This window comes from Frigoribacterium sp. NPDC087798 (assembly GCF_044742985.1).
Lineage (GTDB): Bacteria > Actinomycetota > Actinomycetes > Actinomycetales > Microbacteriaceae > Frigoribacterium.
This window is the reverse complement of record NZ_JBIUVP010000003.1, coordinates 1-26,415: the sequence shown is the minus strand read 5'-3', so window position 1 is coordinate 26,415 and position 26,415 is coordinate 1. Positions and strand designations below refer to the sequence as shown.

The following is a 26,415-nucleotide window of genomic DNA, read 5'->3' as shown; positions in this document are numbered from 1 at the left end:
CCTCGTCGACCTTGACCTCCGGGCAAATTCAGCAGCCCTATCGCCGCCGAACCCGCCGACGACGACCCGGCGGCCTCGCGGTCGCGCGCGGCGCACGTGCATTCGAGACGCTGCGCGACGTCATCGTTCCGGGTCTCGACCTCGTGCGGACGGTGGGCGTTGCTCGCGGAACCGTCCGCGATGAACTGGTGATCGCCGGTGCAGGCCGCGAGGGCCGTCTCCGCGAGGCCCTGTGGGTCGTCTCCGGCGACTAAGACTTGATCCTGATTGACTGCGCCCCGAGCCGCGACCAGCTCACCAGCGACGGCCGAGCATGGGACGACGACCTGTCGGACGCCGCCACCGCGCAAGGGCTGTGCATCCTCACCCCATCGATCCAGAAGCGGGTCCTCATCGCGGATGCCGTAGCGGCATCGCGCGGACTCGACGATTGGGGGAGTGGTGAGGCGACCGCCCTCGCCGCCGTCTACGCCGACCAACTCGCCACCCTCGAAGGAGCACGCGCATGAGCGCCCGACCCGAACGCCGCCGATCCAGCTTCACCGGGGCGAGCCCGATCGCGCCGCCGCCCGTCGAGCCGGCGGCCGCTGCGGCGCCGTCGCCCGAGCCGCAGGCTGCGGCCTCAGCTGCACCAGCGTCGACGACCGTCCCGGTCGTCGACGCTGCGCCCACGGGCGCCGACAAGCCCCGCAGCAAGTACCCGCCCAAGGTCTCGTTCTACCAATCCACCGAGGACACCGATCGCATCCGCGGCGCGATCATGCACACCATCCCCTACGAGGGCATCCGCACCCTGTCGCAGTTCCTCTCGGGGGCTGCGATGAAGGAGGTCGAGCGCCTCGAGATCCAGTACAACGGCGGCAAACCCTTTCCCCAAGTCGGAGCCCGAGAGCTACCCAGGGCGGCCCGATGGGGGAGTAATAAGCAGCGTCTGAGGCCGCCCATAGGGTCGGCCGATGACGCAGTAGCCGCCTATGGTGCCGGCGCCTCGGGATTCTCCTCTAGGGCGAGGCGCACGGACTCTTCTTGATCCTCGCGACTGACACTGAGGCTCGAGGACCAAAAATCTTCCTCTTCACGCGCCGGGACATCGAAACGTAGCTTTGCGTAGGCGTGTTGTAGCGGCCGGTCAAAGCGGAAGACTCCTTCTGAGGTCCGTCGAACAAGGGCCTTGCGGTCTTCTGTCTGAAGCTCGCGAAGGTATTTGGTCAGGTTTCCCGGTGGGTACTTTGCGTGCGTTTTTAGGATCTCCGCTTGAATCTGGGCATGAGTAGCACCTCGCTCAGGCAGCGAGGCGAGGGCGCGCAAGATAATCGCATGGTTTGCGTAGGTGCGAGTGACTTTGACCTCCATCGCAACGTCGAAGTCATCCTTGAAGTCGCCTCCTCGTGTTGCGGTGTAAGCACTCTTCGCGATCTCGAGAGCCGCCGGCGTGATCGCGACAGTTTTCGGGCTTGTCTTCCGGACACCGACAGCAATGCAGCATTCCCGAGCCAAAGCGTGGGTGACGCTGGCAATACCGACGGAATGGTGGATGAGTCTCTCGCGTACAGGCGCAAAATCAACGTTCAGTAGACGGTTGCCGGTGTCGAGAATGCCTCCGAGCTCGTCGTCCGTTAGGGGCGGAAGACGAAGATCTGCGAGGCGGCCTGTCATATTTGATGGGGCTCGAAGGATTTGAGTAGCTGTCTCTGCAACGCCGAGTACGACCATGCGCAATTTCGGAAAGTTTGGTGACTCGTCGCTGAACACCTTCATTGCATCTGCAAGTCTTAACCGAACCTCAGGGGCGACTTTGTGGAAGTCCTCGATTAGCCACACAAAGCCTTTTTCCCCGAGTCTCAGTGCAAGGGACTCAGAAGTAATCTGGGCGGCAACGACCGTGGCGTAGTCGTCGGTCTGACCGACCTCCCATTCGGTGTGTGCGTTCACCGAGGCCGGAGAAAGTGTCCCTCCTAGCTCGGTCCCGCCACCGACAGTGCGGTTGTCTTGCTTGCTAGTGCCAACTTTGCGCATTGCCTTGATTCGCTCGAACCCTGAAGACAGAATCTGCTCGTAGCTGGTGGTCGTCTCGCAACGAGTCGTGATGAAAGGTTGTCCCGACTCCTCCAAGACTTTTCTCGCAAGAGATGTCTTCCCTGCGCCGGACTCGCCCCAGACGAGAATTTGTGTGCCTCGTTCTTGGAGCAGGTTCGCCAGCAGCGTCTCTTCAGCTGGGCGCCGGACGAATCCCTTGTCAGCTGGTTGCCCAGGCGTGAAGACCTCTTCGAGGTCGTACTCACGAACGAGGTCGTACCGCTGACGACCCTCGGTCGACGGCTCCCGCGACTTGCGTAATAGGTAACTGCGCGGACGTGAGTCGCCCGGATCGGCTTTGTTCTTGAAAAGTCTGTCCCAAACACCCATGTGATTTGCCCCCTTGTAGTCACCTTAGCCATCCGGCGATTTTCTGAGGCGAGCCGATGTCAGGGGCGGACGAGCGCGGTTGATGGCGTCGCGCACAAGATCATCATCGAGCGCGTCGAGACCGGAGCGATCAGGCTGTAAGCCGCTTGCGGCAGCTGCGCCACTGTCGGCCGACTGACCTAGGGTCGGCGGGTGACTCAGTACCAGCTTGTGTTCGAAGGTACGAACGTCGCCCGAATCAAGGCTTTCGATGACCTCTCGGCCGCTCCCCTCGCATGGTTCCGCGTCGTCTATGCCGACGCCGCCAACAACGTGATCGCCGTCCACGTCTATGGCCACGCCGAGGCGGTCAGTGACCGCCCATGGCTCGTTAGTCGCCCTTCGCCGCGGACGCCGTTGCCTACTGCGACGAGCTACACCGCGTCAGCTCCGAGGGGAGCTACGAGTGGATCGCTGGCAGCATCGAGTCGAGCCCCGGGGCTTAGACCGTCCCTGGCCACGCTTCCAGCTCCGGCGAGCTGCGCTCGATCAGTGCGCGGATCTCGGCGTCGTGCTGCACTGTCCACGCGGCGGCGGCGTTGAGAGTGTCGAAAGTGCGCAGCTACGGCCGGCGGCCGCCCTCGTTGCGGTAGTGCGCGTAGACGTCGAACACCCAGCGGCCCATGGAGCTGCGGGTGGTGATGTACCTGAGGGGCGGCGCCGGTTGTTGCTGCACGAGCCACAGCCCGTACGATTTTGGGAACACCGGGCATGCGTACGGGTGTTTCCTCCCTTTCGCTTGTTGAGGATGCGCCGCATTGCCTTACCTGGTCCCTGCACGCCCAAAGGGGCACGCTAGAAGCAGCTATCGACGGCGCAGCTGCCGCAGCACCTCGAGCCCCCTGGCCAGCGCCTAAACCGTGTCAGACGAGAAAACGCTCTCGTCGACTATGGCAAATTGGAGGGTGGCGGCGGCTGCGGACGGCGGCCGTAAACGACGGTCAAGACCTTCAGTGCCTGCTTCGACTGGCGACCCTTTCCCAGGACGCTCATCAGGCTCAGGAAGATGAGAAGACCCATCCAGGCGCAGGCGAAAACCAGCACGACGGGGCTCACCGTTGAGAAGGCCAAACTCGCGGCGGGAGCGGCCCAAGTGAGAAGGGACTGGAGATTCGGCATCGTGTTCCAAACGGTGCATGACCCCCCACGTGCCTACACCAGTTGGTGGATGACGATATAACGCATTCTGCTATGCAAGGAGATGGCTTCCTGGGTTCCCGTGAGCAGCACGTCCCGTGGGGGGAGCGTGTTACTTGACGGGCAGGTAGCCCCTTGCGTTGCCAAACTCTTGGGCAACCCCTTGTAGGTCACAAGGTTGCGGTTCTAGTCGTTCACGGTCCTGGCGGACCCTGTACTTGTCAATAGCCCTACTAGGCCTTCTGCGACTAGGTGCAGAGTATCACACGGCTCCAGCTCGACGACGGAGTTGGCAAATGTTGGACGGTTCAGACCGCTCCGATGCGTCAAAAGCGATCGATTCCGTGTGGACTCGCCCGGCCTTCGGATGTGCCGGCCAGAAACGGCGATCGGTTTGAAACTGGGGTTTCGAACCTGTCCGGGTTTCTGGGAACCCCGCTGACCGGGCGCCCGTTAGACGGTCGTTCACCGAGATCAGTTTTGGACTGACCTATCGAGACAGCCGGCGCCCTAAAGGTGCGGGGGAGTGGCTAGCCTCCGCCGTTGGTCGGTGACCGATCCTCTTACGAGACGCCGGAAAGGCTCCATGAAGAGCCGCCAGAGGAGTTCGGCCTAGTTAATTTGTGAGCGTTCGTCTCGGCGCCGAGGGTCGGCAGCCATATCGTTGTCTCATGGCGCGTTCGGGAACCAAGGCTGCGGCCGCATCAGTAGCCGCGTACCGACCGGACGCGACCGCGGAGATGCTTACTTCTCTGCGCTCGTGGTGGGCACATCGTGCAGCGCAAGTCGGCCTCTCCGGGAGCTGGCTCGATCTGCAGCACGCCGTCGACGGGTTGGCGCCTCTGTTCAGCGACGCGTCGAGCGCCCCGGACTTGCACGATCGATCCGGCCATGAGCTTGGGCAGGCGTACGTGCAGACCCTCTCTCCCTCAAGTCGCGCACAGCACGGGCAGCACTACACGCCCGCGGATCTTGCAGACCACCTGTGGTCGCAGACACGAGTTGCGTTGGGGTGGAACAGCGACGACCACCGACTCCCCGGATTGCTTCGAGATCCGGCCGCTGGTTCGGGGGCTCTGCTCCTTCCGCCCTTGCGCGAGCATCTGCGCGCCGCGGCATTCAGCGACCCCACTTTGACTCTGGCCGCCCTCCCGCAGCTGATCGAGGGGATTGACCAAGATGGGCACGCCGCCTGGGTGGGAAGTGTCATCCTGGCGGCAGAAATGCTGCCCACGCTCGCCCGGGTACCAGCAAAGAGCCGGCGCCCGCTTCCTGCTCTCATTCGACAGGGCGACGGCCTGGACACAACGCTCAGCCCTGCCTCGATCGCGATCATGAATCCGCCCTATGGTCGAGTGTCCTTGGATGTCACGACCCGCGAGCAGTACGCCCATGTGGTCTACGGGCATGCCAACATCTACGGCTTGTTCATGGCAGAGGGCGCGCGCAATCTCACTGTCGACGGCGTGCTCAGCGCACTCGTTCCGACCAGTTTCGCTGCGGGCCTCTACCAGCACCGCCTCCGCGGCTACCTGTCCGACCAAGCACCGTTGCGTAGCGTGGCTTTCGTCCTCGATCGCAGTGGGTCATTCACCGGAGTGCTCCAGGAGACCTGCCTCGCAGTGTTCCAACGCCGACGCCACCGCAAGACCACGGTGGCCCGGGTCAATGGGCATATCGAATCCGTTGCGTCGATTGCACCGCCGCGCGGCTCAGCACCCTGGCTAATCCCACGCGATCCAGCGGACGCGGTGATTGCTGCAGCCGCCGCGCAGCTGCCGCTCTCACTGAGCGCGGCCGGCTATCACGCCTCGACAGGTCCATTGGTGTGGAATCGGCGTCGCGAAGATATTCATGCCCGGCCCGGCAGAGCGCGCCGAATTATTTTGTGGGGTGCGGACATCGACGGCGGTGAAGTCGGCCGCGCCGCCGCTCGGAACACCCAGCGCTATCTCAGCATTCGGGACGATCGGGATGCCGCGGTGATGACGCTCGACGAGCCGGCAGTGCTTGTCCAGCGCACAACAGCACCCGAACAGTCTCGTCGGCTTGTCCCGGCCGAGCTCACACCGGAGAAGCTAAGTGAAATGGGCGGCAGCGTCGTCATCGAGAATCACGTCAATGTCCTTCGGCCGACGATGCTCCTTCCTTTGCTCTCAAGGGCCGCAGTGGCCCGCGTCCTCGCCACACGCACCCTGGACCGTGTGATGCGGTGCCTCAGCGGAACGGTTGCAGTCTCCAGCTACGAACTCGCGGCGCTGCCTCTGCCAGCCGCTGACGTACTCGCCTCCTGGGAAGACCTCTTCGGCGAAGAACTCGAATCAGCCGTGGCGAAGGCCTACCGGCTCGGCTGATGACCTCACTCCGCCCCATCGTCAACCGCGACCTCGCGGCCGAACGCCTCCTCAAGATCTTTCCTCGCGAGGCGTTCGATACGAACCTCTCCAGCCCCATCTCCGCCGCGGGCATCGCTGCGCTCCTCTACGTCGGGGCGGTCGGTCCCGACGTCGAGACCGTCTGGGCGCGTCCCTCCACCGCTTTGTGGATGCAAGAGGAAGTCCTCACTACCGCGGACTCCGAAGAGCGGCGGCGCGCTTGGGGTAAAGCTGCCATGCGAGGCCGAAAGCATGTCGCGGCGCTCTTAAGTTCTTGGGAAATGACTTTTACGCAGTGGTACGCGCAGGACACTCGAGAATCACTCCGTGACGACTCGTGGAACCTGCTTCACGAGAACAACGCCATGGTGACGAAGCCCGGAGTGAAAACCACCTCCTCAGCAGCCAGGTGGGCTCTTGCTGATCATTTCGCCGACCTGTTCGACCCTGCGCTAGAGGGTGACGACCTCGACGCCGCGATCGTGGCGTGGATGGAGACCCACATGACCACTAGCGCTCGCGCGAAGGCCATGGCGGTACGCGATCACGCGCATTCAGCCGATGCCGTTAAGGTCACCTTGCCCAACGGTTCCGTTCGCCTGCTCGAGACCGGCCACGCCTCCTTGATCCTGAAGGGCGTTGTCGAGGAGTGGGCTCCGCGCAAGCTGCACACACCATTGGTGTTGGCTATTTCCGAACCGGGGGAGAAGCAGGCGTACGTCGACGAGCAGCGCCTGCGTAAACTAGGCGTTTCTATCTCCGTCAGTCAGCTGCTGCCTGATGCGCTCCTCTTCGATGCCGGCGGGGATGGCACCTTCTGGGTGGTCGAAGCCGTGCACACAGACGGCCCGATTGACGTGGGACGTAAAGCTCAGCTCCTCGACTGGGCAGCCGCGCAGCACATTCCTCCTCAGCAGGTCGCGTTCCTTACGGCTTTTGAGAGCAGGAATGCCGCCCCCGCGAAGCGCCGGCTGAAAGACCTAGCTCCCGGCACGTTCGCCTGGTTCCGCGACGAGCCAGAGTTCGAGCTGCAATGGGATGCGATTAACGACACCCGCGCTCTTGCCCCCGTGACCTTGCTGCGACCCAACACGCCCTGAGCAGGCGGTACTCAGCACCGCGTAGTGAACGCCTATCGAGAGACGTCTCCTGCCTCCACGAACGGCAGCACGGTGGTCTTCAGGAGCATGTAGATCTTGGCTTTTCGTTTTGTGGAGATGGCGTCTTTGTCCCGTTTGTTGAACATGTCGACCAAGAACTCATAGTCGTTTTCAGCATCCTGTCCATTCCACTGGTTTGGCTGGAAGACGTCCTGATGGAAGAAGTACTCGAGCAGAGCGCGGGAGAAGAACTCAGACGTTAGTGAGATCGTTTTCCCCTCGCGGATAGCCTTTCGGAGCGTCAAGAGTTCGGCGAACACCGTGACCTGGCGGTCGAGGTCTGCTTGCTCAAACTTGTTGACGCAAACACTGCCGATCGGGGACAACTCAGCTCCGCTTATGCGGTTCTTGATGGTGAAGAGCTGGCCCAGTCCTGTTTGGCCGCAGACGCAAATTCCCTGCTGATCCGGGTCGTCCTCAACGTCTGTGACCACCCACTCTTGAACGGCCGCTCGCCACGAACCCGCTTGCGATGAGGCGACCACGGCCGCCACGAGTGACCTAAAGCTGTCCGTAGTCATCGGGCACTCGCATGACCGTTGCGCTCCTCAGTCAAGGAGTGCTCCACAAACACGCGGGTGCGCATGTCGTCATGCTGCTCCTCGACCAGCCGCTCAAGCGGTTTCGTGGGTTCGCGCTTAGGCCGGATTCTGACGCCCACTTCCCGGTCGGTCTTACCAGGGCCCGGGGCGGCCGTTGTGAACTCGGTCGGGCGACCCGCCGTACGTCTGGGCTTGTCCAGCTCGAACGCCCCTGGGTGGACGACGCGATCGCCATGCCCTCTCACGAACGACACCACTTCCAGCCGCTCGTCCTCAACGAGTCGTTGAAGAATTGCGCCTGCACGCGGGGAGAGTTGGTCGTAGATGACGTAGCTGTCAACGGGGTAGTAGGCCCGATATGGGCCGGTGATTTCGACGCCGTACGTTTCAAGCTTGTGCAGAATCTCGGTCAGGGTCACGTCGACGCGGTGATCGATCAGCTCCTGCACGAGTTCATCGAAGGAGACGGACGTCACTGTCTCGAACTGATTATTCGTCATCTCCAAACTCTAATGTCAGGGGTGACTCTCTAGGCTCCGGCCGTGGGAGTTCGAGGGTCAGTTGAGGCGGCAGTGAAAATTTTGCGCCGGCCGATCCCGACGCACCCGATTGCAGTGCCTCCGATCCCCGGCACGTTCGGCGTCTGGCAGGTTCGCCGGGACCGTGCCGCACCCCTCGGCTACGTCCTCTCGCGCGCCGAGCTGGCTGGCATCGGCCACCACTGCTACGCCCACGGCCGAGACGATGCCGGCGGCTGGCCCTGGCTACGCCGAGAGGGCAGTTTGAACAGCGCCGTCGCGTTGATGATCCAGCACGAGGCCGAGCTGTCGGTTCTGACGGGGCGGCTGCACCCCGAGCCGGACGAGTGGCCGTCGAGGTCAACGCCCCGACGCCGGCCGACGCGATCGACCAGGTGCGCGCTACGCTGCCCGAGGATCGCATCGTGACCTCGGTCGCTCCCTAATGAGCCCGAGAGAGCCGTCAGGGGCCGCGCGTACTTTGGCTCCGGTCAGCTTCCCCCCAAGCTGGCCGAGAGCTGCCGGGTGGCCCCTAACCCGCTAGGCAGCAGCATCCCCCGCATTTTGGCTCCCCCCAGCCTGGCGGGGGCTTCTTCGTGCTCGCCGGCCGTTCTCGACTCCGGTGCCGGCCAACGCGCGCTCGTGTCGGATTACGGCGTAGGCGATGGTTGCAGCCCCAACGACGCCAGCCGCGCAGAGCGTCACGAGTGCACGGCGACGTCAACCCCAGCGAATGGGATGCTTGATGAGCTATTTGACCTCCCCAACATCTCCGCCGTCTTCAAGCCAAGCTGCCGGGCTCTTGCGCCCTTGACCCAGAAGGTCTTCCTGGCGAGTCGCGAAGAATCGGCCCGCCGTCCGCCAGTCCCAGTCCCGGAGGAGCGGAATGATGGATTCGAGATGCGGCAGTGTGCGGCCGACGGGTCGCGTGTTGAACTGCCAAGTCGGAACTCGCAATTCGCCGCCTATGTCGACGGCCATCAGCCGGTCCTCACGAACGGCAGCCTCGATCTCATCCATCGTGAGACGGAGGAATGTGGCCGCGTCCTCCAGGGAAGACGTTTCCGCCGCGGCGGTCAGCCACCATTCCATGGCGCTCAGTTCCAGCGAGCCGCGCGCAACTGAGGCCTCAGCCTCGGCCAGTTCATGCTCGGTGAAGGCGCCTGAGGATACGAGGAAGGCCCGGTTTGGATCGTCGGACGGAGGTCGTCGCACCGGCTCGAGGCTGCGGGCGAACGCTAGAAGACCGTCGAGAAGGTACTCAGTATCGGCCTCAAGGTCGCGAAGCGCTCTCACGAGTTCGAAGGCTTTTTGATCCTGTCGGCTGTCTGCTTCACGTGACATGGAGGTCATGCTGCCAGTCACAACCTCATGTCAACGCAGCCTTATCGCTGCCAACCCATGATCTGGCTCGTTTACGAGGAAGAATGAATATATGGACTTGCGGCGTGTCGTCATCGAGTTGACGGCGCGGTTAGCCGCGGATGCGGCATGGCCTCGCCGTGTGACGTAGATGCACCGCCGTTCCTGACGCTGGCGTGATCAATGACCCTTGAAGCGAAAAGTTAAAGGGTGTAACGCGCAATAGCGCGTGACTAAGGGCACCAAACGACCTTTACATCGAGCACCCCAGGGAGTCTGCCGTGCCTTTGACCGCGTCGTTCGGCGATCAGGCGGTGCTCGCACCGTTGCTTCCGAGCGAGGCCTGGCGCGAGCTGAAGGGACATCGGCCTCGGCCCGTCCTTAACTGTGGAGCAACGGCCATCGCCAAGACCTCCCACCGCGGAACTCAGTTCTTCGCCCATAAGATCCGCTGCGACGTCGAACACAAAGGCGAGACCCTTCAGCACCTCCGGATTAAGGCCGTCATCGTTCGCGCCGCCGCCGCCCTCGGACGGGACGCCCGTGCCGAGGTCCGCGCTCCCGATGGGTCGTGGGTCGCCGATGTCCTCGTCGAGAAGGGTGGTCGACGTGTCGCCTTCGAGGTGCAGATCGTTTCTCAGAACCTCGAGCGGTACCGAGAGAGGCAGCTTCGATATGGCCGTGATGGCGTCGAGTGCTTCTGGATCACCTCGAGGGTCAACACCGATCACCTCGTCGGAGTGCCTGCCCTCCGGGTCGACCCGAACGCTGACGAGCTCCTCGTCGCGCATCGGTCTCGCGTCGAGGAAAGACACCCCCTTGATGGCTTCATTGCGTCCGTGCTCGGGGGAGGCCTCCGATGGGCCCCACGGGCGCCAGCGACTGTCACTGGGTCGATCCGCTGGGGCATCCACGTGTGCGACCTCTGCGGGGGTGCGAGTGTGGTGTGGGACGTCGATGCCGCGGCCGCTGCAACCTGCCAGGGCTGCGCCTGGCGCCGGCCGTCCGTCCCGCTCTACGCAGGCCACGCGCCGAGGGCCGCCGCAGCACATCTCGGCGTCGACATGCCCATGACTGCGTGGGAAGGTAAGGACGAAGCCGTGCCTTCACGCTTCCGCTGCCCTCACTGCCAAGCCGAGCTACCCACGAGGGACCTCGGGTGGCTCGTGAACGGCTTGGCTTCCGCGAGGAGCACGGCACCGATATCCGTCGACGTCTTTACCGATGCGCACTGGTGCGCACCGGAGTTCGACTTGCGACGACCTGCCGACGTGGTCCGCTGGCTCCGGGGCGAGCGGCTCGCAGCCCCGAAGCCGGTGTCGTCGTCGCCACTGTGAGGGCCGAGCTCTTCCGGGAAGCGGTGGATCGACGGAACGTCCGACTGAAGCTGGCGGAGGAGTCCGCGAAGTTCCGGGCTGCAGCCGCGGAGAGGGAGGCAGAAAAGGTCGCTCGCCAACGCGAGTTCGAGGCCTCGCTGCCGGTTGTCGACCCGGCCTTGCGAGGCATGCCACCTCTGGTGAGACCGAAGGCCAGGAGCGACCACGAGCGCACTGCGGCGATCGACGCCTACGTCATGGCTCAGCCCTACCAGGCCTTCACGACGGACGCGCTGCTGCCGCTGTTCCCGCGCTTCACGGAACGCTGCTTCTGCCTCGAGTGCGACGCGATCAAGAAGACCTACCAGGCGCTGGAGCGACAGGAGCTCTTTCCGCGAGTGCCCCGCTAGCGCGCTTGGGTGAAGACGTGATCCAGCGCGTCCGACCGAAGCCGACGCGAATAGCGGGCTACCTGCCACAAGACGTAGACGTTCACGGCCAGGGCCAGAAGTTCGCCCACAACTGCGAACGTGTCACCCCGGACCGTCGCCGTCGCGAGGCCAAAGCCGTTGCCGATGGTGGAGATCGTGATTCCCGATTTGGCGAAGGGCAGGCCGACATCGATCGCCCGCTGCGTGCTGGGGCGTTGTAAGCGACCAGGTTGACCGATGCGGAAGCCGACAAGTATCAGCAGGATGCTTACGAAGAGGAACGCCATCAGCGCATCGCATCTAACCTGCATTCATCGACCCTCGGAGGATTCCCATGCCCGACCCCCGCGGTTATACCAAAGGCACACGTGCCGCACTCTTCTCCATCGCGCAAGGCCACTGCTACGCCCCCGGATGCGACGTCGAGGTTGTCAAGCATCTCGAGACCGGCCCTGAGATCGCGGTTGAAATCGCACACATCAGTGCTGCCTATCCGAACGGCAAGCGCTACGACTCTTCGATGACGGACACGGAACGTGCCGCCTTCGCGAACCTCATCCTGCTCTGCACCGCCCACCACAAGGCCGTCGACAAGGACGGAAACGAGACCACCTTCACGGTCGAGGTGTTGAACCAGTGGAAGCGCGATAGGGAGGGCCTTTCAGGCACCGGCGATACGGGCCCGGAACTCCTACAGCAAGTGCCCGAGAGGGACATCGAAGAGATGCTAGGGCGTGCCCTAAGCGAGTTCACGCCGCACCGCGCCGTTGAGCTGGACCTTGTGGCGGTCTTGCAGCCATTCAGGGGCCCCGACGGGCTGGCTGTTCCTTTCGCTGACGTCCCGGCTCTGCGGGGCGGTGCCCGTACGCTTGCTGAGGCAACTCTTCGCGTTGTCGCCTCCGCACGCGTCGTGGGCACACTGGATGTGTCGATCGAGAGCTTCGAGCTTCGGTTCGGGCACGAGAACCGTGACGGGCCCACGACGAGGTCGATTCCACTTCGCGGACACAACGACTTCGCGGGCCAGAATCCGTCCCTTCCCAGACGCGTTAAACAAGGCGATGCCCTGGCATGGCACTGGTCGCAGGACACGCTCGACTTCCTGGACAGGGGGCTTTTCCCGGAGGAAGGGAAGCTGGTCGACATCCGCGCCAGAGTCACCATGCGCTCCGGTGAAACCGTGGATTCCGAGCCTGTCGCGTGGGATGCGGTCCGGGCCGCAATAGATTCGCGGACACCCCCTGCCCCCGACCCGAGGCACGAAGCCCGTCGCGCCCGCTGGCGAGCGGAAGCTGACGGCCGTACTACCGACCCTGGTTAGGTCGCAGCGCCACACCAGGCCGCGCTCTTAGCACCGCGAGGACCTTGAAAAGGGCGCCTAGGTCGACGCGCTCCGCGGTGCCGGGCTCCTCGAGCTCCTTCAGCCGGATCGGATGGACGCCGGCTGCTTCCGCGACCTGCTTCCGCGTTGCGTGACCCCGCAGCTTCATGAGGAGGTCAGCGAGGTCGTCGACGTCAGAAAGTATGCGGAACTGTTCCCTGGTCAGGTCGAGGCGGCTGTGTCCGATGTGCGCTGTTGCCTCCACTACCAGAACCGCAAGACGAAGCCGGTACGGCCGCAGGAGCATGCTCGTTCGCCGCCGCGCCAATACCCCTTCGTCGTCGGACACCCGGGCAGCATCGACTTCCGCGGCCACCTGGGCAGCTTCCGCCCCGGCGGCGATCCGTGAGGCTCTGACCTGAGGGCGACGCGAATGCGCTCTCGTTGTCGCAAGACAGAGACGTCGGCCGAGCGCGGTGGCATGCGTGTCGAGCGTCTCAGTCTTCCCGGTGAGCTTCTTGGTCGCAGAAGAGCTGGTGGTCAACGCTCTCTAGCTGGGCGGACGTCGGAGGGCCGACCTAGTCTCGCCCGCATGGGGATAAGTGGATCAGGCGAGGCGGCACGGTCGGTACTCAAGCGCAGGCCGCTTGCGCACCCGTACGCGATCCGCCCGTTCCCTGGGGCGCAGGGGCTGTGGCTCATCCGTGTGGGCGAGGCCGCGCCGCTCGGCTACATCCGTATACGCGCCGTTCAGGGCGGCCACGTCTTCGACGTCTACGCCCACTGCCGAGACGACGCCGGCGGGCGCCCCTGGCTCTTCACTGCACCGTCGTTCAACGCCGGTGTCGCCTGGGCCGTGCAGCACGAATGTGACGTCTGTCCCGAGCCACCGGGTGTGGTCATGTGGGTTCAAATCCCACCGGTACCGCCAGAGCGAAAGCCCTGAGAACCCTGTCTTCGCAGGGGGCTCGGGGCTTTTCTCATTGTCCGCAGATCTCTTCGGCACCCAGCGCAGCAGAGTTCCGATGGCTTGCCCTCAGTTCTCAGAGGACGGCGTAGGCGATGGTGGCGGCCGCGACGGCGCCGGCCACGCAGAACGTCGTGAGCGTGCCACGAGACAGGGGGCGCTTAGCGCGGATGTCCGTCACCGCGAGCACGATCGCCATGACGGCGATGACGACCGTCACGGCGACTCCGACGAGGATCACGACTCGCATCATCACTCGTCGACCGTAGCCGAGGGCCCGAGGCGTCGCGCTGGCCGTCGCTCGGACACGTTCCGTCGTCTCGGGTCTCAGGCGGCTCGGTCGCTGCGCTCTCGGCCGCCGAATGTCGGGCCGCGACCCACCCCACCCCGGCAGGGCCATCATGGGCGGCGAACCACCGCCGCCACCCGACACCCTGCAGGAGGACCGCCGTGACCACCACCACCGCCATGCTCGACAGCAACCCCAAAGACCTCGGCGGCCTCGACCGCGGCGCCCTCGCCACCGCGATCGACGCCGCCTCCGAGTGCGCCCGCACCTGTGCCGCCTGTGCCGACGCCTGCCTCTCCGAGGGCATGGTCGCCGAGCTGATCGATTGCATCCGCACCGACCTGAACTGCTCCGACGTGTGCGCGACCACCGCCTCCGTCCTCTCGCGGGCCACCCCGGCGACCGCCGCCGTCACCCGCGCCGTCGTCGAGGCCTGCCTCGCCGCGTGCCGCTCGTGCGCTGACGAGTGCGCCCAGCACGCCGACATGCACGACCACTGCCGCATCTGCGCCGACGCCTGCCGCCGCTGCATCGACGCCTGCACCGCCCTGCTCGCCACGCTCTGACGTCCGGCGAACGAGCGAGCGACCCACGGGGCGCGCCGCCGTCGCGCGGGGCGAACCTGGCCAGCCGCCCACGTGCGGGGCCCCGCCCAAGCTGGTTCCCACAGGGCCTGGTTGCACCGATCGACCGACCGTAGGGTCGGACGCATGGACAACCGAGCCGAGGTCCGCGACTTCCTCGCCACCCGCCGCGCACGCCTCTCGCCCGAACAGGCCGGCGTCGTCAGCGCCGGCGGTCAGCGACGCGTCCCAGGGCTCCGCCGCGACGAGGTCGCCCGCCTCGCCGGCGTCAGCGTCGACTACTACACACGCCTCGAACGCGGCAACCTCGGCGGGGTCTCCGACAGCGTCCTCGACGCCATCGCCCGCGCCCTCGGCCTGGACCAGGCCGAGACCGACCACCTCTACGACCTCGCCCGCGCTTCCGTCCCCTCCCGCCGCAAGCCCCCGGTCACCAGCGAACAGACGATCGCACAGTCCCCGGTGCAGCACATGCTGGACGCCATGACCGGCGCCGTCGCGATGGTCACCAACACCCGCATGGACCTCGTCGCCGCCAATGCCCTCGGCTTCGCCCTGTACTCCGACATGTACCGCAGCACCCTGCGCCCCGCCAACCACTCGCGCTACATCTTCCTCGACCCGGGCGCCCACGACTTCTACCCCGACTGGGAGCGCGCGGCCGCCGTCAACGTCGCCATCCTCCGACGCGACGCCGGCCGCAACCCCCACGACCCCGGCATCACCGCCCTCGTCGGCGAACTGTCCATCCGCAGCGACGAGTTCCGCGCCCGCTGGGCCGCCCACGACGTCCGCCGCCACTACACCGGCGCCAAGGAGTTCCGGCATCCGGTCGTCGGCCTGCTCGAGCTGGACTTCCAGGTGATGGAACTCCAGGACACCCCCGGGCACTCGCTCACCGTCTACACGGCCGTCCCGGGCTCCGCGTCCGACGAGGGGCTGCGCCTCCTCGCCTCGTGGGCGGCGACCGAGGACGTCGTCGAACGCGCCCGGTCCGCCGACGCGGTCACCTGACCCGCGCCTCCTTCTTCCTCCCGCACCACCGGGCTCACCCCCAGGAGGCGCATCCCCGCGCCCGAAAGGACCTCACCATGTCGACAGCGCCCGTCCCCACCCGCGCTCACCGCACCTCCGTCGCTGGACGACCCGTCGAGCGGCTGCCGGTGTTCTCGCTGGTCGTCCTGGCGGCGATGGGGTTCATCCTCGTCGCGATGGAGACGATGCCGGCCGGCCTGCTGCCCGTCATCGCGGACGGCCTCGACACGAGCGAGGGTGCGGTGGGACTGCTCATCAGCGCCTACGCACTCGGCACCGTGGTCGCGACCGTGCCGGCCATCACGCTCACCCGGGGGATGCGTCGCAAGCCGCTCCTCCTGATCGCGATCACCGGCCTGGTCGTCGCGAACACGGTGACGGCGCTCTCGCCCGTCATCGCCCTCGCCCTCGTGTCGCGGTTCGTGGCCGGCGCGTTCTCGGGCGTGATCTGGGGCATGCTCGCGGCCTACGGACGCCGGATCAGCCCGCCCGGCCGTGCCGGACTGTCGCTCGCGATCGTCTCGGCGGGTGCACCCGTCGGCTTCGCGTTCGGGACGCCGCTGGGCTCGTGGCTCGGGATGACCTTCGACTGGCGGTGGTCGTTCGGCGGGCTGACCCTGCTCGGCATCGTCGTCTTCGCGCTCGTGGCGAGCACCGTCCCGGACGCGGCACCGGCACCGGCGGGGGCACGGCTCTCGCTCGGGCGGGTGTTCCGCATCCCGGGGATCGCCGTGATCCTGGCCGTCATCGCCGCGTGGATGCTGGCCCACAACACGATCTACACGTACGTCTCGCCGTACCTGCGGGCCGCGGGGTCGGGGCTCGGCGTCGACGTCACGCTGCTGATCTACGGCATCGCCTCGATCGGCGGGATCGTCGTCACCGGGGCGCTGCTCGACCGGCACCCGCGGGCGCTGCTGCACGGCAGCGTCGCCGTGTTCGTCGTCGCGGGGGTGGTCCTGCTCGTCGGGCACGCCTCGGTGCCGGCGGTGGTCGTCGCCGCGGTGGTGTGGGGCGTCACGTTCGGCGGGGCCTCGGCCCAGCTGCAGGCGGCGCTCACCACCGTCGGCGGCGACAACGCCGACGTCGCGAACGCCTTCCTGCCGGTGGCGTTCAACGTGGCGATCTTCTTCGCGGGGATCGTCGGCGCCGCCCTGCTGACCGTGGCGGACGGACTCGTGCTGCCCGTGGTGATGATCGGGTTCGGGGTCGTGGCGTTCGCGCTGACGGTGTACGGGCGGCGCAACGCGTTCCCCGCCGGGCTGTGATCGGCCGGTCTCGGCGTCACAGACGACGTGTCACCCTGCGGTGCGACGCCTCACCCCTCCCGCAGCACCTTCGCCATCGGGCGGCCGCGCGCGACCTCGTCCACGAGCTTGTCGAGACGGCGGATGTTCGCGGTCAGCTCGTCGTCGAGGGCCTCGATGCGGACGCCGCAGATGACGCCCGTCACGAGCGAGGCCCGGGGGTTGAGGTCGGCGGCCGCGAAGAAGTCGCGGAACGTGGTGCCGTCGGCGACGTGCTGGTCGATCTCACCCTGGTCGTAACCGGTCAGCCAGGTCACGACCTGGTCGACCTCGGCCTTCGTGTGGCCCTTGCGCTCGACCTTGGCCACGTACAGGGGATAGACCCTGGCGAACGGCATGTCGTCCAAGCGGCTCATGCCGGAATCGTACGCGGGCCGGTCGACCGGCACCGCGCCTCCTCGGCCGACCTAGGGTGAAGGCGTGCCCTACGAACCGGACGGGGCCGCAGCGGCGGCCGACGACACCTCGCCCTTCGCGCATCGGCTCGCCGATCGCTTCCTCGACGACTACGTGCCCGGCCTCACGCTGGAGCACGGCTCGTACCGCGTCACGGTGGACGAGATCGTCGACTTCGGCCGCCGGTTCGATCCGCACGACATGCACGTCGACGCCGAACGGGCCGCGGCGACGCCGCTGGGCGGACTCGTGGCCAGCGGCTGGCACACCACGGCCATGATGATGCGCCTGATGGTGGCGTCCTACCTCAACCAGGGCGCCAGCGTCGCGTCGCCCGGCGTCGACGAGTTGCGCTGGTCGGCTCCCGTCCGCCCCGGGGACGTGCTCCGCGCCCGGTTCACCGTCGTCGACGCCCGCCCGTCGGTGTCGCGTCCCGACCGGGGAGTGGTCCGCACCCGCATCGAACTCCTCGACCAGCACGACCGGGCCGTGATGACGCAGGTCATGACGAACCTGATCCTGGCCCGCCCCGCCGCCGGCTGACCCGGCCTGCGACCAGCTGACCCCGCCCTGCCACCGGCCGACCCCGGCCGGCGATCAGCTGACCCCGGCACGGCCCGCGTCGAGCAGCCCGGATCACCCGGCCCGGGTCTCCGGACGCTCGACGCCGGCGACCTCGAGGGCGCCGAGGTAGCTCGTGAGCGCATCGCGGTTGTGGGTGAGGAACTCGATCTTCTCGGTCATCCGGTCGCGCTCGGTCTCGAGCAGCTCGACGAGCCCCGGTTCGGCGTTCTCGACGACGATCGTCTGCGGCTGGCCGAGGCAGGGCAGGATGTCCGTCACGATGCGCGTGGGGATGCCCGCGTCGATCAGGCCGCGGATCTTGCCCACCCGGTCGACGAGGCGCTCGTCGTAGTCGCGGTAGCCGTTCGCCAGTCGGGTCGGGGTGATGAGGCCTTGCTCTTCGTAGTAGCGGAGCATCCGCGACGGGACGCCCGTCCTCGTCGACAGTTCACCGATGCGCACGAGTCCTCCTCCGACTTGACCTTCACACTAATGGCAACGTTCATGCTGGAGGCATGCCTGACGTACGAGAAGAAGAACGAGCACACCTGACGATCGGGATCATCGGGGCCGGTTCCATCGGTTCCACCATCGCCCGCCGCCTCGCCCGCCACGGGCACGACGTCGCCATCGCGAACTCCCGCGGCCCCGAGACGATCGACGAGGCGGCCCTCCGCACCGGCGCCCGCGCCGTGGACGCCGCCGAGGTCGCCCGGGGCGTCGACGTCCTCATCGTCTCGGTGCCGATGAACCGCAACGCCGACATCGCCGAGCACGTCCGGTCGGCCCCCGAGGGCGCGGTCGTCGTCGACACGTCGAACTACTACCCCATGCGTGACGGCTCGATGCACGACTTCGAGCAGGGCGTCCTCGAGAGCGTCTGGCTGTCCGAGCTGTTCGGACGCCCGATCGCCAAGGCGTGGAACGCGATCATCTCGCAGTCGTTCGACGCGAAGGCCACCGAGCCCGGCGACCCCGCCCGCGTCGCCATCCCCGTGGCCGCCGACCGTGACGCCGACCGCGCCGTGGCCATGCAGCTCGTCGAGCAGACCGGGTTCGACGCCGTCGACGCCGGCGTCCTCGCCGAGTCCTGGCGCCAGCAGCCCGGCTCGCCCGTCTACTGCACCGACCGCACGCGCGCCGAGATGCCCGGTTGGCTCGCCGCCGCCGAGAAGGAGCGCGTCCCGCAGCGCCGTGACCTCGCGATGGAGGTCATCGGCGGCTACGTCGAGGCCGGCGGCACCGTCGACGGGCCGTTCCTCGTGGCCATCAACCGCGCCTGCTACAGCTGACGCGACCGAGCGCAGGAGGCGCGGTGCCGGTCGGGCCGGCACCGCGCCTCCTCGACGTCACCGGTCAGCGCGCGGCGAGCTGCGGGTAGAGCGCCTCGAGCGGCGCCGACAGGCCGGCCTTCACCTGGCGCGAGGTCTCGTCGGCGAGGACCTCGTGCTCGCCGGCCTCGAGGGCGTCGAGCACGTCGGCGACCAGGGTCGCCGGGTCGGTCTTCGCGTCCGTGACGCCCGCGGCCATCGCGGTGTCGACGTAGCCCACGTGCACGCCGACGACCTGCACGCCCGCGGGCTGCAGCTCGAGGCGCAGCGAGTTCGTGGCCGACCACAGCGCGGCCTTCGTCGCGGAGTAGATGCCCGCGACGGCGAACCACGACAGCGCCGAGTGGATGTCGACGATGGCCGTGCCGCCGCCGTGCGCCGAGAGGAGCGGCGCGTAGGCCCGGGCGAGGAACAGCGGCCCGAGGAAGTTCGTCTCGACGTTGGCGCGGATCTCGTCGTCGGTGTGGCTGAGGATGCCGGGCGTGGGGGTGCTCGCACCGGCGTTGTTGACCAGCACGGTGACGTCGGGCGCCGCCTCGACGACGGCGGCGATCGAGGCCGGGTCGGTCACGTCGAGGGTGAGGGGCACGACGCGCTCGTCGTCCCAGGTGCGCGGGGTGCGGGCCGTGGCGTAGACCTTCGCGGCGCCGCGGGCGAGGGCGGCCTCGACGAAACGGGTGCCGATGCCCCCGTTCGCTCCGGTGACGAGGACGACGGAGCCGGTGATGTCGGTCATGGGTGTTCCTTCCGGGGTGGTGCGAGGATGAGGCGGCTCGAGACCGAGTCGCCATAGGTGACTCATGTCATAATTGAGTTCAGTCAATTTCTATTCCGGGAGATCCGAATGACGTCGTCAGCCCCGCCGCTCGGCCGGCGCGAGCGCAACAAGCAGGAGAAGCTCGAGCGCATCACGCGGGCCGCGTCCGACCTGTTCAGCCGACACGGGGTCGACGAGGTGACGACGCAGCAGATCGCCGAGGCGGCCGACGTCGGCGCCGGCACGCTGTTCCTGTACGCGAAGACCAAGGGTGAGCTGCTGCTGCTCGCGCAGAACGCGGCGTACGCGCGCTCCCTCGACGAGGGGATCCGCGCCTCCTCGTCCGCGACGACCGCCCTGCACGCGGTCGTCGCCGTCCTCGAGCCGATCGTGCACTGCAACCGGGCCCAGGTCGAGAACGGCCGCACCTATCTCCGTGAGATGGCGTTCGGCGACGCGACGGAGCCGCACCACGCCGAGGCGCTCGCGATCGTGGCCAGGACCGAGGAGGCGGTGGCCGGGATCGTCGCGCGCCTCACCTCGGCGACGCCCTCCGACGCGGCCGCGTTCGCCCACGTCGTGTCGGCGGTGATGATGCTCGCGATGTCGTCGGCGGTCGACGAGTCCGTGCCGGACGACGAGATCGTGGCGGGGGTGCGACGTCAGCTCGAGGTGATCCTGCCGCGCTGACGTGCCACGTCGGCCGTGGTGCCGGCCGTCACGTCGGCCGTGTGCCGGCCGTCACGGGAGGGTGACGACCGCCTTGCCGCGGACGCGGACCTTCCCGAGGCCGTCGAGCGCGGTCGCCGTCTCGGCGAACGGGTGCGTCGCGCCGACGACCGGTCGGATCGCGCCCGCGTCGACGAGGGCGGCGATCTCTCGCAGCTGGACGCCGTCGGCGTGCATCCAGAGGAACTCGTACCGGACGCCGAGCTTCCTCGCCCGGGCTCGGACCCCACGGCTGAGGGCCGCGATGGCGAGGCGGACGACCGGGTTCAGTCCGGCGTCCTTCGCGAAGGCGGGGGTGGGCGGCCCCTGGATGCCGATGGCGATGCCGCCGGGGCGGAGCACCCGGAGCGACTTCGCCAGGTTCTCGGCGCCCAGGCTGTCGAGGACGAGGTCGTAGCCGGACAGCTCCTGCTCGAAGGCCTGGGTGCGGTGGTCGACCACGACGTCGGCACCGAGCTCGCGCACGAAGTCGGCGTTCGACGAGGAGGCGGTGGTCGCGACGTGCGCGCCGAGGTGCTTCGCGAGCTGGATCGCGATCGTGCCGACCCCGCCCGCGCCCGCGTGGATCAGCACCTTCTGGCCGGGCTTCACGTCGCCTCGCTCGACGAGGGCCTGCCAGGCGGTCAGGGCGACGAGGGGGAGCGACGCGGCCTCGACGGTGCTGATCGAGGTCGGGGCGAGGGCGACGTCGGCCTCGTCGACGGCGATGCGCTCGGCGAAGGTGCCGATCCTGTGGTCGCGGGGGCGGGCGAAGACCTCGTCGCCGGGCTTCAGGCTGCGGACCGAGCCGCCGACCTCGATGACCGTCCCGGCGACGTCGTGGCCGAGGACGAGGGGCGTCCGGTACGGGAGGATCAGCGTGAACTCGCCCTCGCGGATCTTCGCGTCGAGGTGGTTCAGACCGGCGGCGGCGACCGCGATCAGGACGTCGTGGTCACCGACGGTCGGCTCGGGCACGTCGACTTCGTGCAGGGGTTTCGCGTAGGCGTCGAAGGCGAAGGCTCGCATGGGGGTGCTCCTGGGGGCTGTGGGCTGAGGGCTGAGGGCTGGGGGCTTGGAGTGTGGCTGTGGGTCACGCGGCCGGCGGGTGCGGCGCGCGACGCGGCGTCCACGGTTGTCACTCGGCACCGGCCCAAGCGTACTCAATTCTGAGCGCGCTCAGTAAATAAGTCAAGGACCTGGTCGGCGTCATGTGTCGCGTAGATCGCGCAGACCATCTTGCGCGCAACGCGCAGCACATGTCATGCTCGATCGATTCCGACTGTCAAGGGAGACACCGTGAACACGAGCCAGAACGGCCCGCAGACCACCGATCTGCCCGCGGCCGCCGCGGCTGCCGCGTCCACCGCGGACGCGCGGCCCACCCCGTCGAGCGAGGTCCGCGACCCCTACGCCCTGCGGGCGCAGGACGTCGCCGCCGCCCCGAGGACCTTCCTCCAACGCTTCCGCTACCTCGGCCCCGGCCTGATCCTCTCGGCCGCCGTCGTCGGCTCGGGCGAGCTCATCACGACCACGGCCCTCGGGTCGAAGGCCGGCTTCGTGCTGCTCTGGCTCGTCATCGTCAGCACGGGCGTCAAGGTCTGGGTGCAGATGGAACTCGCCCAGTGGGCGATCCTCCACGGCAAGACCGCCCTGCAGGGGTTCAGCGAGGTGGGACCGCGCACCGGCCGGGGCGGCTGGATCAACTTCCTATGGATCTTGATGGACTTCGCCAAGGTGCTGCAGCGCGGCGGAATCATCGGCGGTGCCGTGGCGTGCCTGTCGATCATGTTCCCGGTGGCGGGCGAACCGCTGAGCACCCCGTCCCTCTGGTTCTGGACGATCGTCGTGCTCGTCGCCGCCGTCACCCTCATGCTCTCGGGCCGCTACGGCATCGTCGAGCGCGCCTCCCTGGTCTCGGTCGTCCTCTTCACGGTCATCACCGTCGCGCTCGCCGTGGGCCTGCCCCTCACCCCGTTCGGCTACGACGGCGGCGACCTCGCGAGCGGCCTCACCTTCGCGCTGCCCGCCGGAGCCATCGGCTTCGCGATCGCCATGTTCGGCATCACCGGCGTCGGTGCCGACGAGATGACGACCTACACCTACTGGTGCCTCGAGAAGGGGTACGCGCGCTGGACCGGCCCCGACGACGGCACCGAGGAGCGAGCGCGCCGCGCCGAGGGGTGGATCAAGGTCATGCGCCTCGACGTGCTCGTCTCGTGGGTCATCTGCACCCTCTGCACGCTCTCGTTCTACGTCATCGGCGCCGCCGTGCTGAACCCGCAGGGCCTCGTGCCCGAGGGCAACCAGATGATCGTGACCCTGTCGCGCATGTACTCGGACACCCTCGGCACGGCGGGCTACTGGGTGTTCCTGGTCGGCGCCCTCTTCGTGCTCTTCTCCACGCTCGTCGCCTCGACGGCCTCCGTGCCGCGGCTGTGGTCGAACACCCTCGCGATCCTGGGCTTCTACCGGTGGGAGGACGTCGCCACGCGCCTCCGGATCATCCGCGTGCTCACCGTCGTCATGCCGACCATCTGGGCCGCGAGCTTCCTCGTGATCAAGTCGCCCGTGCTGATGGTCCAGATCGGCGGGGTCGCCGGAGGCGTGTTCCTGCTGGCGGTGGTCGTCGCCGTCTGGAAGCTGCGACGCTCGGTGCCGCGGCGGTTCCGACGGTCGGCGTTCTGGACGGTCGCCCTCACCTTCAGCAGCGTCGCCGTCACCGCCGTCGGCGTCTACTCGGTGCTCACCGTCGTCGGCGTGGAGTTCGCGTGAGCGCCGCCGACGCACCCCGGGTGCTCGTGACGACGCCGAGCTTCGGCCAGCAGTCGCCCCGCCCCTGGGAGGCGCTGGTCGCCGCGGGTCTCGAGGCCTGCCTCCCCGAGGGGACGCATCCGCTCTCGGGCCCCGACCTCGCCGCCGAGCTGGTCCGCACGGGTGCCTCCGCGGTCGTCGTCGGACTCGACGCCGTGGACGCGTCGGTGTTCTCCGCCGCGCCCGCCCTGCGGGTCGTCGCCAAGCACGGGGTCGGCGTCGACAACATCGACCTCGACGCCGCCCGCGCGGCCGGTGTGGTCGTCGTGAACGCGCCCGGCAGCAACTCGGGAGCCGTCGCCGACCTCGCCCTCGGCGCGATGCTCGCGCTCGCGCGGCAACTGGTCCCGGCCCACGCCTCGATGCTCGCCGGACGGTGGGACCGCTTCGCCGGCGTCGAACTGACCGGCCGGACGCTCGGCCTCGTGGGCTTCGGACGCATCGGGCAGGCGGTCGCCCGCCGCGCCTCCGGGTTCGACATGGACGTCGTGGCCTTCGACCCGTTCGTGCCGGACGAGGTCTCGGACGCCGCCGGCGTCCGCCGCGCCTCCCTCGAGGAGGTCGTGACCGGCTCGGACTTCGTCAGCCTGCACCTGCCCGGGACGCCCGGCGAGCCGCCCCTGGTCGACGCCCGGCTGATCGAGGGCATGCGCCCGGGCGCCTACTTCGTCAACGCGGCCCGTGGCGGGCTCGTGGACGAGGAGGCGCTGGTCGCCGCCCTGCGCGACGGCCGCCTCGCGGGTGCCGCCCTCGACGCATTCGCCCACGAGCCGCTCGGGGCCGACGACCCGCTCGTCACCGCACCGAACGTGCTGCTCACCCCGCACATCGGTGCCTACACCGACGTCGCCAACGCGGCGATGGGCGTCGCCGTGGCCGAGGACGTGGCCCGGGTGCTCGGCGGCCTGCCCCCGCGCAACCCCGTGGCCTGACGCCGGCCGCGGGCTGCCCCGGCCGGGGTGCTCAGTCCTCGGGGTGCAGGCTCTCGTCGGCGGCGGACGTCGTCCACGAGGTGAAGTGCACGGTGAGGTCGGCGCGCGAGGGGGCGCAGCAGAAGGGGCCGGCGCTCGCCGCGGCGTCCGGGGAGAGCGGGGCGACGCGGACCAGGCGCCACGGCTCGGCGTCGACCCGGGCCCGGATGGTGAGCGCGTCTCCGGAGCGGCTGGCTCGGATCGTCACGGTGCGGCCGGTCCAGTCGACGGGGGAGAGCGACCAGTCGGACCGGCCCCGCGTGACCACGGCGCCGAGGCTCTGCTCGCCGTCGCTGAGCTCGACCCCGGCCTTGACCCAGGTCTCGGGGTCGACCGAGACGAAGATCCCGGCCTGGTCGAACTGGGCCGAGAAGTCGAGGACGAACGACACCTCCATCGCGGTGCCCTGCTCGAACGGGGCGACCAGGGCGTGCTCGGTGTCGTGGACGAACCCGTACGATGTGAGGCGCCAGGCGTCGCTGCCCTCGGCTGCCGTGACGCGCAGGCCGTCGTCGGCGACGTCGACCGCGGTCGGCTCGGTGGTCCAGGTGCCGGTGGTCCAGGGGATGTCGGTCATGGCGTCCTCGTGCTCGGTGGTGGTCGGCGGGGGTGGCGTCAGTGCCGGCGGTGCCGTCCGGGCTGCTGGCGTCAGCGCTCGTGCGTCGGCGGGTCGCCGGCCTCGAGGGCGGCGTGCTGCCTCTCGACGCGCCGGGTCAGGGCCATGGCCCGCAGCCCGACCGCGATCGAGGCCGACCCGCTGAGGATCATCAGCACGCCCACGAGGTCACTGCCACCCCTCGTCAGCAGCGCGCCGCACACGACCACTCCGGCGGAGAGGATGAGCTGCAGGGTCGTCCACGTCGTCGTCGTCATCCCTCGACCCTACGAGCGTTCGGCCGCGAACGGCTCGGCCGCGCGACGGAGCGACCCGAGGAGGCGCGGTACCGGATCGAATTGCACCGCGCCTCCTCGGCGACTTCCTGGGGTCTCGGCGCCTCAGCCGGCGTCCCGGCCGGCGTAGTCCTCGTCGGTGATGCGCTCGAGCCAGGTCGTGGTGGTGGCCGGGTCGTCGGCGGCCTCGAGGATGGCGACGTGCTCCATGAAGCTGCCCTCGGCGGCGGCGTGGAAGTGCTCCTCGCCGGGCGCGAGGTAGATCGTCTGCCCGGGGTGGACGTCGACGACCTTTCCGTCACGGGTGCCGAACCGGGCGACGCCCTGGGTGACGTACAGGAACTGGCCTCGCGCGTGATGGTGCCAGGCGGTCCGCGCGCCGGGCGCGAAGCGGACCTTCGCGACCGTCGCGCGCTGGTCGTCGGTCTGCGGGGTGACGATGGGGTCGAGCCACACCTGGCCCGGGAACTGCTCGTCGGGGTTCAGGGTCGTGGGCTGCGGGGGCAAGATCTTCATGGGTTCCTCACTTCTCGTCGGTGTCGTCGTCTGCGTCGTCGGTGAAGAGCTCCTGGGCGACGCCCATGGCGGCCATCCCGCGGGGCCAGCCCGCGTAGAGCGTCACGTGGGTGATCGCCTCGACGAGCTCGTCCCGGGTGACGCCGTTCTCGACGGCGCGGCCGAGGTGGAACCGCAGCTGCTCGGTGTTGCCGCCGGCGGTGAGCACCGCGACGGTGACGAGGCTGCGGTCGCGCGCGGACAGTTCGGGGCGATTCCAGACGTCGGCGAAGAGGACGTCGTCGGTGAGTTCGGCGAGCTTGGGGGCGAAGTCGCCGAAGAGGGTGCGCCCTCCGCCGACCTGGACGGGCTGATCTGACATGGCTGAGCTCCTGGTGGTGGGTGTCGGGGGCCGGGACGTCCGGTGCCGGACGCCGGCTCGGGGCGAGGGGGGCTGCCGGGCCGGGTCGCTCTCGACGCTAGGCCGGCGCGGGCGGGGCAGGGAGGCTCCGCCAGGGTCCCTCAGCCCCGACACGCACGCGACATGGACGAAGCGGCCACCGCAGGAGGCGCGGGGGGGGGGGGGCCCGCCCCCCCCCCCCCCCGGGGGGGGGGGGCCCCCCCCCGGGGGGGTTGGGGGGGGGGGGGGGGGGGGGGGGGGGGGGGGCGAACGGCGGGGACGGGCAACCCGGGGTGGGG

The 26,415-nt window shown here is 68.1% G+C and carries 30 protein-coding genes and 1 pseudogene; 14 read left to right on the top strand and 17 right to left on the bottom strand.

Annotation, left to right across the window (positions count from 1 at the left end; translation table 11 throughout):
* Positions 1 to 257: 257 nt before the first annotated feature.
* Positions 258 to 509, top strand: a complete 252-nt coding sequence (locus ACIOSR_RS09945; RefSeq protein WP_402752520.1) for a hypothetical protein — start codon at positions 258 to 260, stop codon at positions 507 to 509.
* Positions 506 to 1,030 carry a hypothetical protein gene (locus tag ACIOSR_RS09940; protein WP_402752519.1) on the top strand — a complete coding sequence of 175 codons (525 nt, stop codon included), beginning with the start codon at positions 506 to 508 and terminating at the stop codon, positions 1,028 to 1,030. The genes ACIOSR_RS09945 and ACIOSR_RS09940 overlap by 4 nt, the downstream gene beginning before the upstream one ends.
* Here the strand turns inward: ACIOSR_RS09940 and ACIOSR_RS09935 are convergent.
* Both ACIOSR_RS09935 and ACIOSR_RS09930 read right to left on the bottom strand, forming a co-directional pair.
* Positions 973 to 2,406 (bottom strand): ATP-binding protein, encoded by a 1,434-nt coding sequence (locus ACIOSR_RS09935; protein ID WP_402752518.1) that lies wholly within the window; start codon positions 2,404 to 2,406, stop codon positions 973 to 975. The two genes, ACIOSR_RS09940 and ACIOSR_RS09935, sit on opposite strands and share 58 nt — an antisense overlap.
* A 601-nt stretch (positions 2,407 to 3,007) precedes the next feature.
* Complete coding sequence (locus ACIOSR_RS09930) at positions 3,008 to 3,151, bottom strand: hypothetical protein (protein ID WP_402752517.1); 144 nt, start codon at positions 3,149 to 3,151, stop codon at positions 3,008 to 3,010.
* Positions 3,152 to 4,253: 1,102 nt separating this feature from the next.
* Between ACIOSR_RS09930 and ACIOSR_RS09925 the strand changes: the two genes are divergently transcribed.
* Both ACIOSR_RS09925 and ACIOSR_RS09920 read left to right on the top strand, forming a co-directional pair.
* The gene (locus ACIOSR_RS09925; protein WP_402752516.1) at positions 4,254 to 5,936 is read left to right on the top strand and encodes an Eco57I restriction-modification methylase domain-containing protein; all 1,683 of its coding nucleotides are present in this window, start codon (positions 4,254 to 4,256) and stop codon (positions 5,934 to 5,936) included.
* Positions 5,936 to 7,057: a BsuBI/PstI family type II restriction endonuclease gene (locus ACIOSR_RS09920; RefSeq protein WP_402752515.1), complete on the top strand. Its 1,122-nt coding sequence runs from the start codon at positions 5,936 to 5,938 to the stop codon at positions 7,055 to 7,057. Before ACIOSR_RS09925 ends, ACIOSR_RS09920 begins: the two co-directional genes overlap by 1 nt.
* A 32-nt stretch (positions 7,058 to 7,089) precedes the next feature.
* Here ACIOSR_RS09920 and ACIOSR_RS09915 read toward each other — a convergent pair whose 3' ends face one another.
* The 4 genes from ACIOSR_RS09915 to ACIOSR_RS09900 all read right to left on the bottom strand — a co-directional run bounded on the left by ACIOSR_RS09915 (position 7,090) and on the right by ACIOSR_RS09900 (position 10,354).
* On the bottom strand, positions 7,090 to 7,638 hold the full coding sequence (locus tag ACIOSR_RS09915; RefSeq protein ID WP_402752514.1) for a hypothetical protein: 549 nt from the start codon (positions 7,636 to 7,638) through the stop codon (positions 7,090 to 7,092).
* On the bottom strand, positions 7,635 to 8,159 hold the full coding sequence (locus tag ACIOSR_RS09910; protein ID WP_402752513.1) for a hypothetical protein: 525 nt from the start codon (positions 8,157 to 8,159) through the stop codon (positions 7,635 to 7,637). Before ACIOSR_RS09910 ends, ACIOSR_RS09915 begins: the two co-directional genes overlap by 4 nt.
* Positions 8,160 to 8,927: 768 nt before the next feature.
* On the bottom strand, positions 8,928 to 9,530 hold the full coding sequence (locus ACIOSR_RS09905) for a hypothetical protein (protein ID WP_402752512.1): 603 nt from the start codon (positions 9,528 to 9,530) through the stop codon (positions 8,928 to 8,930).
* A gap of 242 nt (positions 9,531 to 9,772) precedes the next feature.
* A complete protein-coding gene (locus ACIOSR_RS09900; protein ID WP_402752511.1) occupies positions 9,773 to 10,354 on the bottom strand; it encodes a hypothetical protein in 582 nt (193 codons plus the stop codon).
* A 344-nt stretch (positions 10,355 to 10,698) separates the two neighbouring features.
* Between ACIOSR_RS09900 and ACIOSR_RS09895 the strand changes: the two genes are divergently transcribed.
* Positions 10,699 to 11,265 (top strand): hypothetical protein, encoded by a 567-nt coding sequence (locus ACIOSR_RS09895; protein ID WP_402752510.1) that lies wholly within the window; start codon positions 10,699 to 10,701, stop codon positions 11,263 to 11,265.
* On the opposite strand, the gene ACIOSR_RS09890 is transcribed toward ACIOSR_RS09895, so the two are convergent.
* Positions 11,262 to 11,573, bottom strand: coding sequence for a hypothetical protein (locus ACIOSR_RS09890; protein WP_402752509.1), 312 nt, complete (start codon positions 11,571 to 11,573; stop codon positions 11,262 to 11,264). The two genes, ACIOSR_RS09895 and ACIOSR_RS09890, sit on opposite strands and share 4 nt — an antisense overlap.
* A gap of 47 nt (positions 11,574 to 11,620) precedes the next feature.
* Here ACIOSR_RS09890 and ACIOSR_RS09885 point away from each other — a divergent pair, with 47 nt between their 5' ends.
* Positions 11,621 to 12,607: a hypothetical protein gene (locus tag ACIOSR_RS09885; RefSeq protein WP_402752508.1), complete on the top strand. Its 987-nt coding sequence runs from the start codon at positions 11,621 to 11,623 to the stop codon at positions 12,605 to 12,607.
* Here ACIOSR_RS09885 and ACIOSR_RS09880 read toward each other — a convergent pair.
* Together ACIOSR_RS09880 and ACIOSR_RS09875 are read right to left on the bottom strand one after the other, a co-directional pair.
* Entirely contained in the window at positions 12,591 to 12,956 is a 366-nt protein-coding gene (locus ACIOSR_RS09880) for a hypothetical protein (protein WP_402752507.1), read from the bottom strand. The two genes, ACIOSR_RS09885 and ACIOSR_RS09880, sit on opposite strands and share 17 nt — an antisense overlap.
* 694 nt (positions 12,957 to 13,650) lie before the next feature.
* On the bottom strand, positions 13,651 to 13,815 hold the full coding sequence (locus ACIOSR_RS09875; protein ID WP_402752506.1) for a hypothetical protein: 165 nt from the start codon (positions 13,813 to 13,815) through the stop codon (positions 13,651 to 13,653).
* A 209-nt stretch (positions 13,816 to 14,024) separates the two neighbouring features.
* Between ACIOSR_RS09875 and ACIOSR_RS09870 the strand changes: the two genes are divergently transcribed.
* From ACIOSR_RS09870 to ACIOSR_RS09860, 3 genes are all read left to right on the top strand, one after another.
* Positions 14,025 to 14,429, top strand: coding sequence for a four-helix bundle copper-binding protein (locus tag ACIOSR_RS09870; protein WP_402752505.1), 405 nt, complete (start codon positions 14,025 to 14,027; stop codon positions 14,427 to 14,429).
* A gap of 144 nt (positions 14,430 to 14,573) precedes the next feature.
* Positions 14,574 to 15,461, top strand: a complete 888-nt coding sequence (locus tag ACIOSR_RS09865; RefSeq protein ID WP_402752504.1) for a helix-turn-helix transcriptional regulator — start codon at positions 14,574 to 14,576, stop codon at positions 15,459 to 15,461.
* Positions 15,462 to 15,538: 77 nt separating this feature from the next.
* Positions 15,539 to 16,750 (top strand): MFS transporter, encoded by a 1,212-nt coding sequence (locus ACIOSR_RS09860; RefSeq protein WP_402752503.1) that lies wholly within the window; start codon positions 15,539 to 15,541, stop codon positions 16,748 to 16,750.
* Between the two features lie 50 nt (positions 16,751 to 16,800).
* Here ACIOSR_RS09860 and ACIOSR_RS09855 read toward each other — a convergent pair whose 3' ends face one another.
* Positions 16,801 to 17,145 (bottom strand): DUF2200 domain-containing protein, encoded by a 345-nt coding sequence (locus ACIOSR_RS09855; RefSeq protein ID WP_056044565.1) that lies wholly within the window; start codon positions 17,143 to 17,145, stop codon positions 16,801 to 16,803.
* 64 nt (positions 17,146 to 17,209) lie between these two features.
* Here ACIOSR_RS09855 and ACIOSR_RS09850 point away from each other — a divergent pair, with 64 nt between their 5' ends.
* Positions 17,210 to 17,728 (top strand): MaoC family dehydratase, encoded by a 519-nt coding sequence (locus ACIOSR_RS09850; RefSeq protein WP_402752502.1) that lies wholly within the window; start codon positions 17,210 to 17,212, stop codon positions 17,726 to 17,728.
* 93 nt (positions 17,729 to 17,821) lie between these two features.
* Here ACIOSR_RS09850 and ACIOSR_RS09845 read toward each other — a convergent pair whose 3' ends face one another.
* On the bottom strand, positions 17,822 to 18,211 hold the full coding sequence (locus tag ACIOSR_RS09845) for a MerR family transcriptional regulator (protein ID WP_402752501.1): 390 nt from the start codon (positions 18,209 to 18,211) through the stop codon (positions 17,822 to 17,824).
* A gap of 47 nt (positions 18,212 to 18,258) precedes the next feature.
* Between ACIOSR_RS09845 and ACIOSR_RS09840 the strand changes: the two are divergent.
* Positions 18,259 to 19,041, top strand: a pseudogene (locus ACIOSR_RS09840) (NADPH-dependent F420 reductase); the annotation flags it as partial.
* A gap of 64 nt (positions 19,042 to 19,105) precedes the next feature.
* Here the strand turns inward: ACIOSR_RS09840 and ACIOSR_RS09835 are convergent.
* Entirely contained in the window at positions 19,106 to 19,816 is a 711-nt protein-coding gene (locus tag ACIOSR_RS09835; RefSeq protein ID WP_173153806.1) for an SDR family oxidoreductase, read from the bottom strand.
* 108 nt (positions 19,817 to 19,924) lie between these two features.
* Between ACIOSR_RS09835 and ACIOSR_RS09830 the strand changes: the two genes are divergently transcribed.
* On the top strand, positions 19,925 to 20,527 hold the full coding sequence (locus ACIOSR_RS09830) for a TetR/AcrR family transcriptional regulator (RefSeq protein WP_402752500.1): 603 nt from the start codon (positions 19,925 to 19,927) through the stop codon (positions 20,525 to 20,527).
* 51 nt (positions 20,528 to 20,578) lie between these two features.
* Here the strand turns inward: ACIOSR_RS09830 and ACIOSR_RS09825 are convergent, their stop codons facing one another.
* A complete protein-coding gene (locus ACIOSR_RS09825; RefSeq protein WP_402752499.1) occupies positions 20,579 to 21,574 on the bottom strand; it encodes an NADP-dependent oxidoreductase in 996 nt (331 codons plus the stop codon).
* Positions 21,575 to 21,844: 270 nt separating this feature from the next.
* On the opposite strand from ACIOSR_RS09825, the gene ACIOSR_RS09820 reads away from it, so the two are divergent.
* Both ACIOSR_RS09820 and ACIOSR_RS09815 read left to right on the top strand, forming a co-directional pair.
* On the top strand, positions 21,845 to 23,320 hold the full coding sequence (locus ACIOSR_RS09820; protein WP_200922555.1) for an Nramp family divalent metal transporter: 1,476 nt from the start codon (positions 21,845 to 21,847) through the stop codon (positions 23,318 to 23,320).
* Positions 23,317 to 24,291, top strand: coding sequence for a phosphoglycerate dehydrogenase (locus tag ACIOSR_RS09815; RefSeq protein WP_402752498.1), 975 nt, complete (start codon positions 23,317 to 23,319; stop codon positions 24,289 to 24,291). The genes ACIOSR_RS09820 and ACIOSR_RS09815 overlap by 4 nt, the downstream gene beginning before the upstream one ends.
* A 31-nt stretch (positions 24,292 to 24,322) precedes the next feature.
* Here ACIOSR_RS09815 and ACIOSR_RS09810 read toward each other — a convergent pair whose 3' ends face one another.
* The 4 genes from ACIOSR_RS09810 to ACIOSR_RS09795 all read right to left on the bottom strand — a co-directional run bounded on the left by ACIOSR_RS09810 (position 24,323) and on the right by ACIOSR_RS09795 (position 26,098).
* The gene (locus tag ACIOSR_RS09810; protein ID WP_402752497.1) at positions 24,323 to 24,907 is read right to left on the bottom strand and encodes a DUF1349 domain-containing protein; all 585 of its coding nucleotides are present in this window, start codon (positions 24,905 to 24,907) and stop codon (positions 24,323 to 24,325) included.
* Positions 24,908 to 24,978: 71 nt separating this feature from the next.
* Positions 24,979 to 25,203, bottom strand: a complete 225-nt coding sequence (locus ACIOSR_RS09805; RefSeq protein ID WP_402752496.1) for a hypothetical protein — start codon at positions 25,201 to 25,203, stop codon at positions 24,979 to 24,981.
* Between the two features lie 123 nt (positions 25,204 to 25,326).
* On the bottom strand, positions 25,327 to 25,737 hold the full coding sequence (locus ACIOSR_RS09800; protein ID WP_402752495.1) for a cupin domain-containing protein: 411 nt from the start codon (positions 25,735 to 25,737) through the stop codon (positions 25,327 to 25,329).
* 7 nt (positions 25,738 to 25,744) lie between these two features.
* Positions 25,745 to 26,098: a carboxymuconolactone decarboxylase family protein gene (locus tag ACIOSR_RS09795; RefSeq protein ID WP_173153786.1), complete on the bottom strand. Its 354-nt coding sequence runs from the start codon at positions 26,096 to 26,098 to the stop codon at positions 25,745 to 25,747.
* Between the last annotated feature and the right edge of the window lie 317 nt (positions 26,099 to 26,415).

What these genes read in the sequence shown, in the direction of transcription:
- ACIOSR_RS09935 (WP_402752518.1), bottom strand. Translation starts at nt 2,406, where the DNA reads ATGGGTGTTTGGGACAGACTTTTCAAGAACAAAGCCGATCCGGGCGAC.
- ACIOSR_RS09805 (WP_402752496.1), bottom strand. Translation starts at nt 25,203, where the DNA reads ATGACGACGACGACGTGGACGACCCTGCAGCTCATCCTCTCCGCCGGA.
- ACIOSR_RS09795 (WP_173153786.1), bottom strand. Translation starts at nt 26,098, where the DNA reads ATGTCAGATCAGCCCGTCCAGGTCGGCGGAGGGCGCACCCTCTTCGGC.
- ACIOSR_RS09925 (WP_402752516.1), top strand. Translation starts at nt 4,254, where the DNA reads ATGGCGCGTTCGGGAACCAAGGCTGCGGCCGCATCAGTAGCCGCGTAC.
- ACIOSR_RS09810 (WP_402752497.1), bottom strand. Translation starts at nt 24,907, where the DNA reads ATGACCGACATCCCCTGGACCACCGGCACCTGGACCACCGAGCCGACC.
- ACIOSR_RS09885 (WP_402752508.1), top strand. Translation starts at nt 11,621, where the DNA reads ATGCCCGACCCCCGCGGTTATACCAAAGGCACACGTGCCGCACTCTTC.
- ACIOSR_RS09905 (WP_402752512.1), bottom strand. Translation starts at nt 9,530, where the DNA reads ATGACCTCCATGTCACGTGAAGCAGACAGCCGACAGGATCAAAAAGCC.
- ACIOSR_RS09835 (WP_173153806.1), bottom strand. Translation starts at nt 19,816, where the DNA reads ATGACCGACATCACCGGCTCCGTCGTCCTCGTCACCGGAGCGAACGGG.
- ACIOSR_RS09910 (WP_402752513.1), bottom strand. Translation starts at nt 8,159, where the DNA reads ATGACGAATAATCAGTTCGAGACAGTGACGTCCGTCTCCTTCGATGAA.
- ACIOSR_RS09855 (WP_056044565.1), bottom strand. Translation starts at nt 17,145, where the DNA reads ATGAGCCGCTTGGACGACATGCCGTTCGCCAGGGTCTATCCCCTGTAC.
- ACIOSR_RS09915 (WP_402752514.1), bottom strand. Translation starts at nt 7,638, where the DNA reads ATGACTACGGACAGCTTTAGGTCACTCGTGGCGGCCGTGGTCGCCTCA.
- ACIOSR_RS09865 (WP_402752504.1), top strand. Translation starts at nt 14,574, where the DNA reads ATGGACAACCGAGCCGAGGTCCGCGACTTCCTCGCCACCCGCCGCGCA.
- ACIOSR_RS09940 (WP_402752519.1), top strand. Translation starts at nt 506, where the DNA reads ATGAGCGCCCGACCCGAACGCCGCCGATCCAGCTTCACCGGGGCGAGC.
- ACIOSR_RS09825 (WP_402752499.1), bottom strand. Translation starts at nt 21,574, where the DNA reads ATGCGAGCCTTCGCCTTCGACGCCTACGCGAAACCCCTGCACGAAGTC.
- ACIOSR_RS09860 (WP_402752503.1), top strand. Translation starts at nt 15,539, where the DNA reads ATGTCGACAGCGCCCGTCCCCACCCGCGCTCACCGCACCTCCGTCGCT.
- ACIOSR_RS09800 (WP_402752495.1), bottom strand. Translation starts at nt 25,737, where the DNA reads ATGAAGATCTTGCCCCCGCAGCCCACGACCCTGAACCCCGACGAGCAG.
- ACIOSR_RS09920 (WP_402752515.1), top strand. Translation starts at nt 5,936, where the DNA reads ATGACCTCACTCCGCCCCATCGTCAACCGCGACCTCGCGGCCGAACGC.
- ACIOSR_RS09830 (WP_402752500.1), top strand. Translation starts at nt 19,925, where the DNA reads ATGACGTCGTCAGCCCCGCCGCTCGGCCGGCGCGAGCGCAACAAGCAG.
- ACIOSR_RS09890 (WP_402752509.1), bottom strand. Translation starts at nt 11,573, where the DNA reads ATGGCGTTCCTCTTCGTAAGCATCCTGCTGATACTTGTCGGCTTCCGC.